We start from the raw sequence: 16,771 nt of genomic DNA, 5'->3' as shown, positions 1-16,771 counted from the left end.
ATCTGATAATCGCGCGTCACACTGTAACTATCAGGACCAGAAACGGTGAGCTGCATGTCCGAAATGCCGGAGCCGTCGGCGGTGAAGCGCACGCCTTGATCGGCACGCGTTCCGCTTGGAATGGCTTTGGACAGTTCGGCAGCTGCGACGCTGATGGGTGATGACGCGGTCAGGGTCGCAGCAAACTCGCCATCCGGCAGCTCGACATTGTCGATGCTGACAGTCGCCGCAAGCCACCCATTTTTATTACTCTTGTTGGAGCATAAAAATTGTGGATTAGGAATTTGCTTTTTTCTGACAGCTATCACCCCAGCCATAATTGTCTGTAGAAATTTTTCCTTGCATCAAATAGTTTCCTAATTACAGCCTAGCAATTTAGAACAACAGAAGGTATAAACATCTCTAAATAATTATCAGGGTTTTCTCAGGATCAATAGCTAAGTTAATAACAATTATAATTCGAGTATTTCGTAGCAATTAAAGAGTCAAATGAAGTTTCTCTTGAAATGGCCAAAAAAATTAAAATTCGGACAATTTAATGATTCATCATCTTTACAAACACGTCTCACAGTAGGTATTGCAGTATTTTCAGTATTAGGACTAGGCAGTGTGGCTTTGTGGACAAGTTGGAAGATGCAGCAATTATTGGTAGTCAGTCATAAGCATAACATTGAGCAAATAGCTAAACGTTTTCCCAAAGATGTTGAAATGTATAGCAAAATGTGGTATCCGAAAAAAAGTTTACAGAAAGCCATTGATAATTTAACACTGGCCAATGTATTTCTTTGGGTAAAAAGTCAGGATGGAAATATTTTGGCTGAATCACAAAGTTTGCGGAATGATATTGACCACTTTATTTTAAAGTCTCTAACTGAGATGCCACTCGAATCTTTAGTATATCCGATTAATGGACGCTATTTTGTTTTGTGTGGTGGCCCTATAACAGTTAATGGGATGAGTATTGGTAAACTTTATATTGCTTTGGACATTACCCGCGATCAAAAGATGTTAGTGACCATGGTGATGAGTCTGAGTGTGGCTAGTATCTTGGCAATCGTGGTAGTGACGGTTGCTATTACTATTTATATTCAACGTTCCCTCATACCTCTATGTCAGATTAGTCGATTTGCTGATAATGTTAATGCCGATCGTTTGGCTGAAGCAAGGGTTTCTTTGGAACAAGCTCCTAGTGAAGTAAAGCAGTTGGCAAAAACTTTGGATACTATGTTAGGTCGGTTGTCTGATTCTTGGGAGCAGCAAAGGCAATTTGTGAGTAATGTTTCTCATGAGTTAAGAACTCCTTTAACTATTGTTTCTGGGTATCTCCAAAGTATTCTTAGACGGGGTAATAATTTGACAGAGACTCAGAAGGAGGCAATTTTGGTTGCTTCTGGAGAAGCACAACGCACGATTGAGTTATTGAAAGATTTGCTGGAGTTAGCTAGAGCGGATAGTGGCCAAATTCACTTTCATTTGGAATCGGTGCTGCTGAATGATTTGGTGGCGGAAGTAGTGGAAATGGCAAAGCAGTGTAGCGATCGAGAAATTATTCTGAGATTGGAGAATGGGGGTAATATTGTTAATCAAGAAAAAGTATCTAGTTTCAGTAAAAATGAAGTTTTGACAGGAACAAATAATTTAGTTTGTTTTGATTTTGACAACTCTAATAAATTATCGTCAGAGATTAATTTAGATGATAATTATCTGGGTAGTGGGTTAAGTTTAAAATCAAAAAGTATTCCTCAAGTTAAGCAAAGCTATGTTGTTCAATCTAGAAATTTATCGTTAATTGAAGTAATAGTAGATCCTAATCGTCTTAAGCAGGTTTTACTGAATTTAATTGACAATGCTGTTAAATATTCTGAGCCAGATTCTCCTGTTATCTTAAATGTGTATCAAAAAGGTGGTGAAGCAATAATTCAGGTTTGTGACGAAGGTAAAGGTATTCCTTTGTCGCAACAAGCTAAGATTTTTGAACGTTTTTATCGAGGTGATGAAGCTAGAAATCGTTCTGGTAATGGAGCTGGTTTAGGTTTGTCTATTGTGCAAACTTTAGTAGAAGGAATGGGAGGAAATATTCAGGTTTATTCAAAGTTAGATCAAGGGAGTGTATTTACAGTTAAGTTTCAACTAAAAAAATAGCTTTTTTTAAATGTTAGTATTAATTAATCTCAGCTCCATTTGCATAATTACTATTGATAAGTAGTAGGAGATAAATCAAAAGTTCTGTGTTAATAAATGTAAAAAGATGATTTATTGATAATAGATAATTACCTCTGGTTAAAACCGCAACGGAATTGAATATAAGGAAATATTCTAGCACTTTTTTCCCCTATTGGGGGAGGCAGAGTAAGCTGAATTATTTAATTAATAATTAATAATTATTAATTATTCGGTAATTTTTATGTCATAAGTGTTTTGGTAATCTGTACAAAACTAAGAGGAAGAGCAATTACTCTAGATGCAGGAATTAAATATTTTTTGGCTGATAGTAATGGCAATACTGTTGAAAATATTCATTTCTATAGAAAGTCTCAAAAGCACTTATAGAGCAAATGATCATAAGTCATAATAAGTACAGATGATGTAGATATTGTAAATTTCACATCTTCTTTTAGATTTTTTCATATACTTTTCTTTATCTGTTCCCTGCTCTGTGCTGAATTGGCAACCTAATGTAGAATATTTGACTACCATAAAATTAAATATTAATCAGCTTTGGGCACAAAATTAAAATATATTAAATATTTTACTTATGGGATTTTTTATTACAGATAGTTTAGGTAATATTGTTGAAATTAATCAAAAAGCAAAGCAGATTTTTGGCTGGCTAGATCGGGAAATTGAGTTACTCAAAGCTACAAAATTAAACTGGAAAATTATTAGAAATAATGGCACAGATATGCCAAAAAATGAGTATCCTTGGATTGTTGCCTCCAGAGAAAAACGCAGTGTTGAAAATTTAGAAATGGGAGTAACAAAAGATTGCCAAGAAGTTATTTGGCTGAGTGTAACATCTACTCCTGTATCAAGTTTCATTGATAGAATTTTCACAGCTTATGTGGATATAACAAAATGGAAAAAAGTTTAAAAAAAATTACAAAATTCAGAGATAAAGTACCGTGCATTAATGCAAGATGCTGGTGAAGCAATTTTAATTGCAAATTTACAGGGTAAGATTATAGAAGCTAATTATAAAGCTACAGAAATATTGGGTTATCAGAGAGAAGAGCTTGTGCAAATGCACACTAACCAAATTCATCCACCAGAAGCACAGCAAAAATTAATAACAGAAATACTTGAAACAGCAAAAAAAGGTAAAAAATTCATCCCAAATATTTTGGCTTTGAGAAAAGATGGGAATTGGGTTTGGGTGAATATTATCTATAAAATTATTCAGTTAGATCGAGATGAAAAATTGTATCAAGTCATTTTACAAGACATTACTCCCTATGTAATAGCTGAAGCAGCATTGAGAGATAGTGAAGAAAGATTTCGTGCTATTTTTGAACAATCTGTACTAGGAATATTTTTGGCTACTTTATCAGGAAAAATTTTCCGCATTAACCAAGCATTTACAGATATTTTAGGTTATAGTGATGCTGACTTATCAAATTTTAATTTTGTCGATATTATTGAGCTTGAGCAACGGCAAGCTTATGATATTAATTTACAATCTATTATTGCTGGCAAAATACTAAATTTTGCAACTGAAAACCGTTTAATTCACCAAAACGGTAGATTTATTTGGTCATCTTTAACTGTATCTTTAATCAAAATTTATGAAGAAAAAAAATACTTAATTGGCTTGATTGAAAATATTAGTCAACGTAAACAAATAGAATTGGATTTGAAAAAAAGTGAAGAACGTTGGCAATTGGCATTGCGTGGTAATAATGATGGAATATGGGATTGTAATCTTCAAACTAATGAATGCTTTTATTCAGCCCGTTGCCAAGAAATTTTAGGTTATACAGAAACTGATATTTTTCATCACCTAGATGATTGGAAAAGTCGTATCCATCCTGATGATATTAATTTGGTAACAGAGTCAATCTATGTTGGTGATATAATTATTTGTTAATATAATCTCCTTTTTTGAATCTGGTATTAAGATGTAATTAATTGTGCTTGAATTTAGTGCAAATAGTAGGGACTATAGTAATCCTAAATAATTCAATAAATTAGTCATATTTCACAACAATTATAAATTATGAAAATCAATATTTTTTATAAACTAAAACTTAGGTTTTTCAAATCATTAGGAAAACTTAAATCAATACATATATTAACAATATTTATCAGCTTATTTGGATTGTGGGTAGTATTTGACTTATCAACCAACATATTGGCTGAATTTTTATGGTTTGAAGAACTGAATTATTTGCCTGTCTTAATAACTAAATTGCAAACAGAAACTTTAATTTGGATAATTACTTTTTTAATTACAACAGGCTTTTTTTTAGCAAATCTCAGATTAGCCAGTATATTTAAATATTCAAAAAAACAAGTTCAGATAACTCAAGTATCTGAAGAAATGATGCTAATTCCTCCAGTTACTATGCCGTCAAGTAAATTGCGTATTGAACCTTCACTAGGGTTAGGTTGGTTATTATGTTTTATATTAGGATTAATTCTATTAGTAGGATTAATTTTAACTCATTATATTGAGGTCTTTACAAATTACTGGCATCCTGATTTCACAGTTGCTAAGGTATCCCCACAAATTCCATCAGAATTTAGCATAGAATCAATTTGGAAAATACTCATCTCAATACCATCTAACTGGTGGTTATTAGGATTATTTATTCTGTTATTTCTTGCTGTGATTATTAATCCTATATTCTGGTTAAGTGTATTTGCAATATTGCTCAGTTTGGTTTTTAGCTTTATTCTTTCCAGTCATTGGGGAAATATATTACAGGTATTAAATACGACTCCCTTTAATAAAAGTGAAGATTTATTTCAGATAGATATTAGCTTTTATGTTTTTCAACTTCCCATTTTGCAACTATTAAAATTTTGGTTAATTGGATTATTTTTATATGGACTAGCTGCTTGCACAGTCATATATTTATTGTCAGGTCAAAGTTTAAGCAAAGGCAATTTTTATCAATTTTCTCAAGAACAACAACGACATCTTCATGCTTTAGGTGGAGGTTTTATATTAACCGTAGCATTTAGTTACTTTCTCGCTTGTTTTGAATTACTTTATTCTCAACGCGGTGTAATTTATGGTGCTAGTTATACCGATGTCAAAGTTCAGTTTCCTGTGTATGTATTTTTGGCAGTTTTGGCATTATTAATTGCATTTTTTCTATTTTCGCAAGCAATTTTTTCAGTCAAAACTATTCAGCCTTATATTGAAGCAAGTCTGTGGTTTATGCGTTTAGGTCGTAAGAGGAAAAGAAAGACAAAAGTTAGCGCAAAATTATTTGCTAATAGCTATTCATTAAGAGCTATCTTGACATGGTATTTAACAATCGCAGTAGTAGCTAGTTGGCTTATACCAGAAATTGTACAAATAGCAATCGTACAACCTAATGAGATAGAACGAGAAATTCCTTATATTAAACGTAGTATTAAATTTACAAAAGAAGCTTATGTTGACGTAGATAAATTAGAAGTAAAACTTTTTGACCCAGACAATAAACTTACTTATACTGACTTAATCAATAATAAATTAATTATTGATAATATTCGCCTTTGGGATACAAGACCAATTTTACAAACGAATCGGCAATTACAACAAATTCGACCTTACTATGAATTTCTAAATGCCGATATAGACCGTTACACATTTCTGAAACAAGAGTCACAAAGAACAAAAGATAATCCTACTGAAAAACAACAAGTAATTATAACTGCTAGAGAACTAAACTATGAATCTGTACCTGAACCAGCACAGACTTGGGTGAACAAACATTTAGTCTATACTCATGGTTATGGTTTTACTATTTCTCCAGTTAATCAAGTTGAAAATAGTGGATTGCCAGAATATTTTGTTAAAAATATCGGACCAGATCCAACACTTGAAAAGAATAGCACTTTAGAAGTATTAGACAGAATTAGATACAGCATTCCTATCGGTAAACCGAGAATTTATTATGGAGAACTTACTAATACTAATGTCATTACTTCCACCGCAGAAAAAGATAGAGAATTAGATTATCCTAGTGGAGAAGCAAATTCCTATAATACTTATGATGGAACCGGGGGTATTGTTATTGGTAAAGGGTGGCAAAGATGGATATTTGCTAAATATTTGAAAAACTGGAGAATGTTATTAACTAATAAATTTACACCTGAAACAAAACTCTTATATCGTCGTAATATTAATGCTAGAGTCCGAGCGATAGCTCCATTTTTACGTTACGATTATGACCCTTATTTAGTAGTAGCTAATCCTAACTTTGGCCAGCAAAATATTACTCAAAGAAATCCTAATTATCTCTACTGGATTATTGATGCTTATACTACGACTAATCACTATCCTTATTCAGACCCAGAAAATAATGAATTTAATTATATTCGTAATTCAGTAAAAGTTGTAATTGATGCTTACAATGGCTCAGTCAAATTCTATGTTGCTGACCCAAAAGACCCTATTATTAGAACCTGGAAAAAAGTATTTCCAGATATGTTTAATCCCACAGAAGAAATGCCAACCAGTCTTCGTACTCATATCCGCTATCCACTAGATTTATTTCAAGTACAATCTGAAGTATTGGCAACTTATCACATGGATGACCCCCGTGTATTTTATAATCGGGAAGACTTATGGCGGGTGCCCATTGAAATTTATGGTAGTCAACAACAAAAAGTTGAACCTTATTATCTAATCACAAAATTACCAGAAGAAACTTTAGAAGAATTTATTTTACTTCTACCTTATACTCCAGCAAGTCGTAATAATTTAATTGCTTGGTTGGCAGCTAGATCGGATGAGGAAAATTATGGTAAATTACTGTTATATCAATTCCCTAAAGAACGATTAATATATGGTCCTGAACAAATTGAAGCTTTAATTAATCAAGACCCAGAAATATCACAGCAGATTTCTCTTTGGAATCGTGAAGGTTCAAAAGCAATTCAAGGAAATTTATTAGTAATTCCTATTAATAAATCCCTGCTTTACGTTGAACCTATTTATTTAGAAGCAGAGCAAAATAGTTTGCCAACTTTAACAAGAGTAATTGTTTCTTATGAAAACAGAATTGTGATGAAGGCAACTCTTGATGAAGCACTTCGAGAAGTTTTTCAGGAAAATAGGGAGTAGAGAGTAGGGAGTAGGGAGTAGGGGGGAATGAAGAAGGAAAAAGTTAGGTAGTGGGAGCATCTTGCTCCCTCCCTTGTTCCCTAACGTCTGAGTTAGTTAACTATGATGGAAATTTTCCTTACGCTAATGCACCGAAAGGAATATATCAAACAGAAACAACATATCTGGGAATTTTTCCACCCAATAGTTTTGGTTTATACGATATGCACGGCAATGTCTACGAATGGTGTCAGGATGTTTGGCATGATAGCTATGAGGGTGCGCCTACTGATGGAAGTGCTTGGGAAACTGGAGGAAATACTAAGTATAGACTGCTCCGTGGCGGTTGCTGGAATAACTATTCTAGGAATTGCCGGAGTGCCAGGCGTTTCTTTAAGTATGCCGACAGCCTCAGCAACGGTAGGGGTTTTCGGATTATCTCGTCTTCCCCGGTAATTTCTTCACGTTCCTAGGATTCTTCCTCTTTTCCCCTTTTCTCTCTTTTTCTTTTTTCTTTCCCTCCCGCGAAGAGGGGAGAAGTTTTTTCAGTTATCAGTTTATCGATCAAATTCAGAGAAAAAAACATTTTATGAAGCACCCACAGAAGAAAAAGTCATAGTAGAGAACCTGCATTTTGTGTAGCTACCAAAAAAAAGCGGCGCGGAAAAGATTTACCTCTTGCATCCGCAAAAAAATCATGGTACGATTTAATAATTATGAGTCTTTTGTACCTACGCATGACTATTTATTCAACAAAAAACATCGCCAGACCACCTTTGAAAAACCTAGCCAATCCTAGACATTTTTAGGAATTGTCTCTCAAAGGTTGCAGATTAAGTCTTAACTGACTACGTTGCCTAAGTCAAGACCACCATTTTGCTCTATACGCAACAGTTAATACATTTTCTGAAGCACCCAGCCATAGGAGATGAATAGTGGAATTTTTCTACTATTGCTCTATACGCAACAGTCAATACATTTCCTGAAGCACTCCGCCATAGGAGATGAATAGTCAAATTTTGCCACAGATGAACCGATGAGAGAATCTGCATTTTGTGTAGCTTCCGAAAAAAAAATCGGCGCGGAAAGGATTTTCCCCTTGCATCGGCAAAAAAATCATGGTACTATTTAATCATTAGGAGTCGTTCGTACCTACACATGACTATTTATTCAACTAATAATTTTAATGAAAAAGAAAAAGTTAGTGGCAGGAGAAATAGAGAAGCGATCGCTCAAATTCTGAGAAACAATTATTTTATGAAGCACTCAAAAGAAAAAGTCAGAGCCGAGAATCTGCATTTTGTGGAGCTACAAAAAAAAATCGGCGCTGAAAAGATTTACCTATTGCATCGGAAAAAAATTCATGGTAAAATTATAGCATTGGGGTTTGTTAGCACCTATACATGACTATTTATTCAACTCAAAATATATATTTGTAGATAAGATATTAAGGTGTCGCCGAAGTAACAGTAAAATTACATCAATTTAGATAGAATCAAAAATATATCAAAATATTAAGTAAAAATGAAAGTCGAAGAAGCATTGGAAGTTCTGGAGACAGTTCTACCTCCAGGCTCCTTGAACGCTGTGAAAAAAATGGTATTTTCTCAAGCATGGGAAGGTAAAGGATATTGTGAAATTGCCGAGCAAGCAGGCTACGATCCAGACTACATAAAAGGAGTAGCTGCCAACTTATGGCAAAGTCTTTCTAGTCTCTTGAATGAAAAAGTAACCAAGAAAAATTTTCGCCCTCTGCTGAGACAAAAATTTGACACTCAGAAATTATGTCTTGCCAAAACCGAAAATATTCAACAGCAAATATTCCAGCCTTCCACAGAAACAAAAAAAACACTGTCTAAACCAAAAGCAATTGACTGGGGAGAAGCCATAGATGTTTCCGTCTTTTACGGACGGTCTCAAGAACTAAACCAACTCCAACAATATATTATCGCAGATCGTTGTCGCTCGATCGCCCTACTTGGTATGGGTGGCATTGGTAAAACAGCATTAGCAGCGAAAGTCGCCCAACAACTACAGAGTGAATTTGACTATATAATTTGGCGATCGCTCCGCCACTCTCCTCCACTAGAAACAATGCTGAGGGAACTTATTTCATTTTTCTCTCACCAAGAATGTACTCAAGGAGAACTAAGCAAACTTATTGAATACTTACGGAACTCACGCTGTCTGATAATTTTAGATAGTGTCGAAACTATTTTAAAACCTGGATGTACAGGTCATTATCGTTCTGGCTACGAAAACTATAGCCAACTATTTCAGTTGATTAGTCAAACATCTCACTCTAGCTGCCTCATTCTCACCAGTCGAGAAAAACCCCCAGAAATAGCAGCCTTTGAAAGTATAGATACAGCAGTACGATCTCTACAACTATTTGGTTCAAAAGAAATAGCCAAAGCCTTACTAAAAACTAAAGAAATATCAGGTTCAGAAGCACAAAAACAACAACTAAGTGAATATTACAGCTATAGTCCCCTAGCATTAAAAATAGTCATCACCTCCATCAAAGACTTATTCGATGGAGACCTAACAGAATTTCTCCAACATAATACTGCCACATTCAATGGTATTCGCCGACTCCTCAACCAACACTTTCATCGTCTCTCAGAACTAGAAAAAAAAATCATCGTTTGGTTAGCAGTTAACCAAGACTGGACTAACGTAAAAAAATTAGAAACCGATATTCTGCCAGCAGTTTCCAAAGTTAATCTACTAGAAAGTTTAGAAGCTCTCATCTGGCGCTCTATAGTCAAGAAAAAATTAAGTATGTACACACTTGAACCTCTAATAATGGAGTACATTCTTAACTACTTAATTGAAGAGATTGTTACTGAATTAACTACTACTAACTTAAACTTATTTATTACTCATTCCTTAATCCTAACCACTGGTAAACGCTCGATTAAAGAACGACAAAATCAGCTAATTATCGAACCTATTGCGAGACAAATAAGTAAAATATTTAGTTCTACTCAAGCTCTAGAAAAACAATTATTATTAATTTTAAATAAATTACAAGCTAACGAAAATTTATTATGTAGTTACGCTATAGAAAATCTAATTAATTTGTGTATGAAACTAGAGATTGACTTAATGGTGGGCGATCTTTATTCTCACAAAATAGAATGTCGTCAATCTGCTCATATCTCTTCTCAAAAAGCTATTGAAGTATTAAATAAAACTAACCACAAAAACTCAGATTTTTGTGCAATAGTTCCTGGGAAAATTTGCCCTGCAAGTCAAATTAATCAACACAAATGCCATGAAAATAATCAGTCACAGTTGGTAGATAATAACTCCTGTATTTGTCCTACTAATTTTGTAGATTTATCCGATCAGAATTACCAAGAATCACAAAAGCAACAACAAGATGGAAATATTTTACATAATCCAATGTTGTTAGAGAAAATGCAAATACCAACATTAGACAATATTTCCGTCATAGCTTCTAGTCCTAATAAACAGTTTTTAGCGATCGCCGATCTATGGGGAAATGTTCGTCTTTTGCCAATGGTAAATTCCCAACCACATCCACACATAGTTTTTAAGGGTCATACTCAAGAAATACATTCTATTGTTTGGAGTCCAGATGGAAATTTTTTAGCAACTGGAAGTGACGATTTAACAGTAAGATTATGGGATATTAATACAGGTAAATGTCTGCAAATTTTTAATGAACATACAGCTCGAATTTATTCTTTAATTTGGAGCCAAAATAGTCAAACTATTATTAGTAAAAGCGAAGATGAAACTATTAAGCTCTGGGATATTTCCACTGGTAAATGTTTGCATACTTGGTCAGCGGAGAACTTTATTCAATCTTTTGGTGACTTAGATTCATCAGCAACTCATATTTGTGAATTTTTAGCTCCTACTTTTTATGAAGTTGAATGTCCTGTTAGTCTAAGGATGAATAGTTTAAGTTTTGTTGGGTTTGCAGATTCTGAATTGAATTCTGACCCTTTAGTATCTTTTATATTTGCATTTGAGTGTTGCACTGACTAAAGTTATGGTTGTTAAAATATAAAATTTTGGGCGTTGCATAGAGTGTGGGATGAATTGTAGCCTTGGATAAAAAATAAGTATGAAGTATTTTAAAGATAAGATTTACCTGTTCCAAAAAGATTCATCCCTTGATTCAGCAACGCCAAATTTTGTGAACTTCCTTTATAGAAAAAATTCTCCTGTGAAGGACCCTAGAAGAAAATTAGCGACAGACAAGGATTTTGCCACAGATGCAAGGATTAGAAAATCTGCATTTTGTGTAGCTCCCAAAAAACGGCGACAAAAGGATTTTGCTCTTGCATCCACAAAAAAATCATGGTATGATTTAATTAATGGGAGTCGCTCGTACCTATACATGACTTTTTATTCAACTAAGAGGCAAGGATTTTGCCACAGAAGCACCGATGATTATATGACCTAGTAGAAGCGATAGAACTCTGTTCCGCTGTCGCGTTTTGGCTGTCGCATGAAAGGCGGAGCAAGTGCGGCAGCTATATCGCTCAGATCTAGAAAAAACATCCTGTGCAGACCTGGAAAAATCAGTAGCAGCAGAGATATCGAAGCGATCGCTCAGATGTAGAAAAAACATTCTGTAAAGCACCTAAAAATAAAATTAGTGACAGACAAGGATTTTGCCACAGATGCAAGGATTAGAGAATCTGCATTTTGTGGAGCTACAAAAAAACGTGACGAAAGAATTTTGCTCTGGCATTAGAAATAAAATTATAGTAATATGTAATTGTTTTATCTTTTATTTATTTACACATAACTTTTTATTCAACTCAAATAGAAAATATATTTTAATATTTTAAGGATTGAGTTTATCTAAATTAAAGATTAATATTTAGACCCCCTAAATCCAGTTTGTTCTTGATTGATCCACTGCTCTATTACTTCCTCAGTTTGTTTCTAAAGAAGCATCATCCATACGACCAATTACTTACTCTATAGGAAGACTTAGACTTGGGTTGGGAGTTACTCATCTGTGGCTCAGGGTTTTGGTTTCTTATGCCACTCACTGATATTTTTATACTAATTTCTCTTTATTTGTGCAACAAAGCCCTTATGACCTCAAAAAGACTTTTTAACTTCTGAGTTCAATTATTAGCAATCCAATCAAGAATTAGACGATTAACAACTTCAGGACATTCATCATGGGCACAATGACCAGCATTATCTAACTCTATCAACTTCAAACAAGGATTAAGTTGAGTAAACTGACTGGGATTAGCAAACTTGGGAGGAATTAATAAATCTTGCTTGCCCCAAATTAATAAGATAGGAACTTCCAGAGTAGGAAGTACAGCTTTTACACTAGGCCCTAACTTTGTACTACCCATAATCTTATATAAAATACAAAAAGCACGGGTAGCACCCCGATCGGTGGGGGGTCCTGCTAATATGTCCACCAATTCTTCTGTGATTCTATCGGGATTACTATAAGCAAGTGTAACCCAACGACGAATTATTGCAGGTCTGCGAAGAAGAAAAAATAAAGCTCTTAATAACAATGGAGAAGCAACAATATTTTGAATCAACTCAACAGTGGGTAAAAACTTAGGTGGAATTAATTCTGCTTGAGCCGCCGGATCGGGTAGATTAATCATTATCAGCCCTGCAACCATATCTGGATAGGTAGCACTAGCAACTAGAGAAATTAATGAACCAGTCGAGTTACCCACTAATATTACTGGTACTTGAATAAAAGTCTGCCAAAATTCGTATACTTGTTCTACCCAAAAGCTACTATCGTAGTTAGCGATCGCTTTTTCCGAAGCACCAAAACCCAATAAATCTAAGGCATAGACTGTATGTTTTTGAGTTAAGACATTGATATTGTGTCGCCAATGGCCTATTGATGCTCCAAAACCATGTAAAAGTAGTAGAGGGGGGTTTCTTGATTTATGGCCTGCCAAAGTTTCCTGATTATTTTGGCATCGAGAATAAGTGTAGCGAGTTTGCCATCCTCGCCATACCCAGTCTCGTTGATTACCTATTTTTTGTTGCCAGTCCCTAGTAGTTTGACTCACTATACATTTATATTTCTAAATATTAAGATTTGTGGCGTTGCTGATTTTAGGTATGAAACTCCATGGGTCCAAGATAGTTAAGGGTCTATTGCTTCCAAATTAAAATTATACCTATTGACGAAGAATGTGGGTATAAAAGCCAACATTTCAATAAGTCTAGTCTTGTTGGGAGGAATATAGGCAATAATATCATATTGTACCAGGCGCGATCAATACTTGCTACAAATAAATTTTTAGTTAAGTGCTAGGTTTTAAGTAGTTCAAAAATCTTCATATTGCCAGGATAGGAAATTCGGAAATTAGGTTTTCAAGCATACTAGCTCGTTATTTGTAACATTCTTTTTTCAAGTATGATATCACTCACTTCGGGTGTAAGGGCTAATGACTGAAGCAAAATAATTTGACAAAGTTTGACATATCTATAAATTTACATTTACGGACAATATAAACCTTGAAAAATTTTAAAAGTTTGCTACAATAGTTTAAAGAAAAAACGAAGCTAATTTAATTTAATTCCATTTAAGGCTTGAAATCCTGTACAAAACTCTTCTATAGTAGATTGACTCTTAAAGGGTGGTTAATTGATTTAATCTCAACTTTGGTTAGAGACCCGCGTTCTCCCGTAGGAGAGCGTCGGGAGGATGTCAATAACCTTAACCTTAATATGTCCCGAAAATAGTCTAATAGAGTAGCAAAGTTTTCAAAACAATCAAAGGCCATAGTAGGTGGAGTTTCCACTAAATTTAATCCTGGGTAGAGAATTAAGTCACAGACTTAGGTCACTTGTTCTCCGTTAAGCAGGAAGCTAGCCTCCAAAACTCAAACTCTAGTTTTGGTAAATTTGGGTAAGTTCAGTAGAACTGTGAAAGTCTCAATAACTAAATACCGTAGCCTCATTTGGTACGGATGTCCCTGTGAACAATCGTTTTAATAATCCTAATTAATGCCAATCGAAAAAAGAAATAATCGTAATCAGCCTCAAATTAATGAAAGTATTCGAGTTCCTAAAGTCAGAGCTATCGATCCAGATGGCAAGCAATTAGGAATTATGGATACAAAAGAAGCGTTGCGTATGGCCGAAGAAAAGGAGCTTGATCTGGTTCTCATAAGTGATACAGCCGATCCACCGGTTTGTAAAATAATGGACCATGGTAAATACCTGTTTGAACAGAAAAAGAGAGCACAGGAAGCGAAAAAGAAGCAGCATAACGCAGAAGTCAAGGAAGTTAAGATGCGCTATAAAATTGAAGAGCATGACTACAATGTTCGCTTATCTCATGCAAAGCGCTTTCTTGAATCTGGTGATAAAGTGAAGGCTACTATTATGTTCCGAGGCAGGGAGATACAACATAGTAACCTTGCAGAAGAATTATTGCAACGGATGGCAAAAGATTTAAAAGATTTAGCTGAGGTTCAACAGGCTCCTAAGAGGGAGGGACGCAGTATGATGATGTTGTTCTCCCCTAAAAAGTAAAGTTGGATACTCAAAGTATTTACAATTCTAACTATACTATTAATATAGTATAATAGAATACTAATTTTTTAGTAAGTTAAAGCTAGTGCAGGATAGTAAAAATAATTGAGCATTCGGATCTATGCCCTGTTATTGAGATAGAATACTCATCCATTTGATCGCTATAAAAAACAAATGTTCCCCAGCCAAACTAAATATGATCATCATCATTTAGCATGATGATTGAGCCAGTATAAGCGTGGCATATTAATCTACTTAATCATACTTTGAAAACCCCTAAAACTTCCAGACAAAAGGCTTGGCAAGAGTACCGTTGAAATAGTCAATAAAATTCATAATCTTCTGCTTGAGGTCTGAGGTGGAAAATAAAATGTAGTATGTAAGAGAGTAAACTCCTGGCCAAAATATAGTCAATAAAATTCATAATCTTCTGCTTGAGGTCTGAGGTGGAAGATAAAATTTAGTATGTAAGAGAGTAAACTCCTGGCCAAAATAGAGAAATTAAACTTTCCAGTGGAAAGAATTTGGTTGTTACTAGGTGCAGAGTCTAATTGAGGATATTTTCTATAATCTTCTTGAATTTTTTGTAATTAACCTCTTGAGTTTCAGCACTTGCCAGTTCCTCAGAAGTATCTAAGCCCCTTTTTAGTCACAGCCTCACTTGCCTTGGATGCAGTTGTAATTGTTCACCAATTGTTCTATTATTGCTTCCGGAGGTAGCTGTGAAGATGACTTTTGCTCTTTTGACAAGGCTATCAGAATTAGTGGTATGACTTGCTAAGAATTGAAATATAGTTTTCTGTATTTGAGACAGGTTAATGGTTTGAGCTTAAATGAGGGGATCGAGAAGGAGGTTGATTAGGCCAGAACAAATTCTAGTGCATGATGGCGGAAACAACTGAACAGTTACAAAACCCCAAAAGCCTTACCAATCAATACTTTTGATTTTTAACTTTGGACTTTTGACTTCCCCATAGTGGCACTAGTTTACTAACTATACACTTTAGTTATTCAGTAAACTACATGGAACTGAGAAGTTTAAAAAGTTATACAGGATTAGGAAATAAACTGCTAATCTCCCTCAATCTCCGTTATGAAGAAGTAGAGCGAACCTTACTAATGTTTGTGGTATACACTCTTACTTCTGTAGGATTAATTTGGTTAGAACTGAGTACAGTTAGTCTATTCTTAGACCAATATGGTGCTGACAAACTACCTTGGATATATATTGCTAGTGCTGGCATAGGTTCAGGTTTAGGCTTTATCTATTCCTGGCTACAGAAAATCATGCCCCTGCGCCGAGTAATAGTGGTAATTCTATTACTAATGGCAGTTCCTTTATTCTTATTTAGGTTTGGGATTGGCATTGAAAATATCACGATAGCTGGTCTAAGTTTAGCTTTTCTTACTACTTTTATGATGTGGTTGTGGGTAGAAGCTTGTTACTTGCTTAACGATTTGAATACTTCAATCACAGCTAATCAGTTATTTAATATTAGAGAAATTAAACGGACATATCCAATAATAAGTAGCGGTTTTTTAGTAGCAGGAGTAATTAGTGGATTTTCTTTACCTTTAATACTATACTTTGTACCGCTGAATAACGTCACAATAGTCTCAGGATTAATGGTAGTATTGGGTTCAGGAATACTATTATATTTATCAGAGAAATATAAACAATCTTTTCCTGATTCTAGCCGTTGGATACCAGAAGAGGATGAAGAAGAATTTTCTACTCGGAGAATAAAAGGACCTCTACAAGGTTATATACTGCCATTAATTATATTCTTTGTAATGGCAGAAGTGCTATATGTATTAATAGACTTTCAATTCTTTTATCAACTAGAATTACAAAACCAGGCTGTTGATGGAGCAAGTAAAATAGCAAGTTTCTTGGGCTTATTTGAGGGAATTTTGAGTAGTTGTCAAGTAGCAACTCAATGGTTTGCCTCTAGTCGTTTGGTAGAAAGAATAGGTGTTTTTGGA

General features: G+C 34.6%; 12 protein-coding genes and 1 pseudogene. 11 read left to right on the top strand and 2 right to left on the bottom strand.

Annotation, left to right across the window (positions count from 1 at the left end):
• Positions 1-317: hypothetical protein (locus F6K22_RS09360; RefSeq protein WP_293096255.1), on the bottom strand; the 317-nt coding region annotated here is incomplete at its 3' end.
• A gap of 172 nt (positions 318-489) precedes the next feature.
• On the opposite strand from F6K22_RS09360, the gene F6K22_RS09355 reads away from it, so the two are divergent.
• From F6K22_RS09355 to F6K22_RS09315, 9 genes are all read left to right on the top strand, one after another.
• Positions 490-2,142, top strand: a complete 1,653-nt coding sequence (locus tag F6K22_RS09355; protein ID WP_293096252.1) for a sensor histidine kinase — start codon at positions 490-492, stop codon at positions 2,140-2,142.
• A gap of 276 nt (positions 2,143-2,418) precedes the next feature.
• A complete protein-coding gene (locus tag F6K22_RS09350) occupies positions 2,419-2,550 on the top strand; it encodes a hypothetical protein (RefSeq protein ID WP_293096249.1) in 132 nt (43 codons plus the stop codon).
• 205 nt (positions 2,551-2,755) lie between these two features.
• Positions 2,756-3,091 (top strand): PAS domain-containing protein, encoded by a 336-nt coding sequence (locus F6K22_RS09345; RefSeq protein WP_293096246.1) that lies wholly within the window; start codon positions 2,756-2,758, stop codon positions 3,089-3,091.
• 21 nt (positions 3,092-3,112) lie between these two features.
• A complete protein-coding gene (locus tag F6K22_RS09340; RefSeq protein WP_293096258.1) occupies positions 3,113-4,084 on the top strand; it encodes a PAS domain-containing protein in 972 nt (323 codons plus the stop codon).
• A 129-nt stretch (positions 4,085-4,213) separates the two neighbouring features.
• Positions 4,214-7,279, top strand: a complete 3,066-nt coding sequence (locus F6K22_RS09335) for a UPF0182 family protein (RefSeq protein ID WP_293096243.1) — start codon at positions 4,214-4,216, stop codon at positions 7,277-7,279.
• Between the two features lie 50 nt (positions 7,280-7,329).
• Positions 7,330-7,731 (top strand): formylglycine-generating enzyme family protein, encoded by a 402-nt coding sequence (locus F6K22_RS09330; protein WP_363273194.1) that lies wholly within the window; start codon positions 7,330-7,332, stop codon positions 7,729-7,731.
• 685 nt (positions 7,732-8,416) lie between these two features.
• Positions 8,417-8,665, top strand: a complete 249-nt coding sequence (locus F6K22_RS09325; RefSeq protein WP_293096241.1) for a hypothetical protein — start codon at positions 8,417-8,419, stop codon at positions 8,663-8,665.
• Positions 8,666-8,782: 117 nt separating this feature from the next.
• On the top strand, positions 8,783-11,281 hold the full coding sequence (locus tag F6K22_RS09320; protein WP_293096238.1) for a helix-turn-helix domain-containing protein: 2,499 nt from the start codon (positions 8,783-8,785) through the stop codon (positions 11,279-11,281).
• A gap of 79 nt (positions 11,282-11,360) precedes the next feature.
• Complete coding sequence (locus tag F6K22_RS09315; protein ID WP_293096236.1) at positions 11,361-11,702, top strand: hypothetical protein; 342 nt, start codon at positions 11,361-11,363, stop codon at positions 11,700-11,702.
• Between the two features lie 676 nt (positions 11,703-12,378).
• Here the strand turns inward: F6K22_RS09315 and F6K22_RS09310 are convergent.
• Positions 12,379-13,311: an alpha/beta fold hydrolase gene (locus F6K22_RS09310; RefSeq protein WP_293096234.1), complete on the bottom strand. Its 933-nt coding sequence runs from the start codon at positions 13,309-13,311 to the stop codon at positions 12,379-12,381.
• A gap of 943 nt (positions 13,312-14,254) precedes the next feature.
• Here F6K22_RS09310 and infC point away from each other — a divergent pair.
• Positions 14,255-14,785: a translation initiation factor IF-3 gene (infC, locus tag F6K22_RS09305; protein ID WP_293096231.1), complete on the top strand. Its 531-nt coding sequence runs from the start codon at positions 14,255-14,257 to the stop codon at positions 14,783-14,785.
• A 1,023-nt stretch (positions 14,786-15,808) separates the two neighbouring features.
• A pseudogene (locus F6K22_RS09300) lies at positions 15,809-16,771 on the top strand (MFS transporter); the annotation flags it as partial.

It is taken from the genome of Okeania sp. SIO2F4, assembly GCF_010672385.1.
GTDB lineage: Bacteria > Cyanobacteriota > Cyanobacteriia > Cyanobacteriales > Microcoleaceae > Trichodesmium.
The sequence above is the reverse complement of the archived record's forward strand: the minus strand, read 5'-3'. Positions and strand labels throughout refer to the sequence as shown.

Bases quoted from the DNA above. Each gene is read 5' to 3' on its own strand.
- F6K22_RS09355 (WP_293096252.1), top strand. From the start codon at position 490: ATGAAGTTTCTCTTGAAATGGCCAAAAAAATTAAAATTCGGACAATTT.
- F6K22_RS09345 (WP_293096246.1), top strand. From the start codon at position 2,756: ATGGGATTTTTTATTACAGATAGTTTAGGTAATATTGTTGAAATTAAT.
- F6K22_RS09335 (WP_293096243.1), top strand. From the start codon at position 4,214: ATGAAAATCAATATTTTTTATAAACTAAAACTTAGGTTTTTCAAATCA.
- F6K22_RS09325 (WP_293096241.1), top strand. From the start codon at position 8,417: ATGACTATTTATTCAACTAATAATTTTAATGAAAAAGAAAAAGTTAGT.
- F6K22_RS09320 (WP_293096238.1), top strand. From the start codon at position 8,783: ATGAAAGTCGAAGAAGCATTGGAAGTTCTGGAGACAGTTCTACCTCCA.
- F6K22_RS09315 (WP_293096236.1), top strand. From the start codon at position 11,361: ATGAAGTATTTTAAAGATAAGATTTACCTGTTCCAAAAAGATTCATCC.
- infC (WP_293096231.1), top strand. From the start codon at position 14,255: ATGCCAATCGAAAAAAGAAATAATCGTAATCAGCCTCAAATTAATGAA.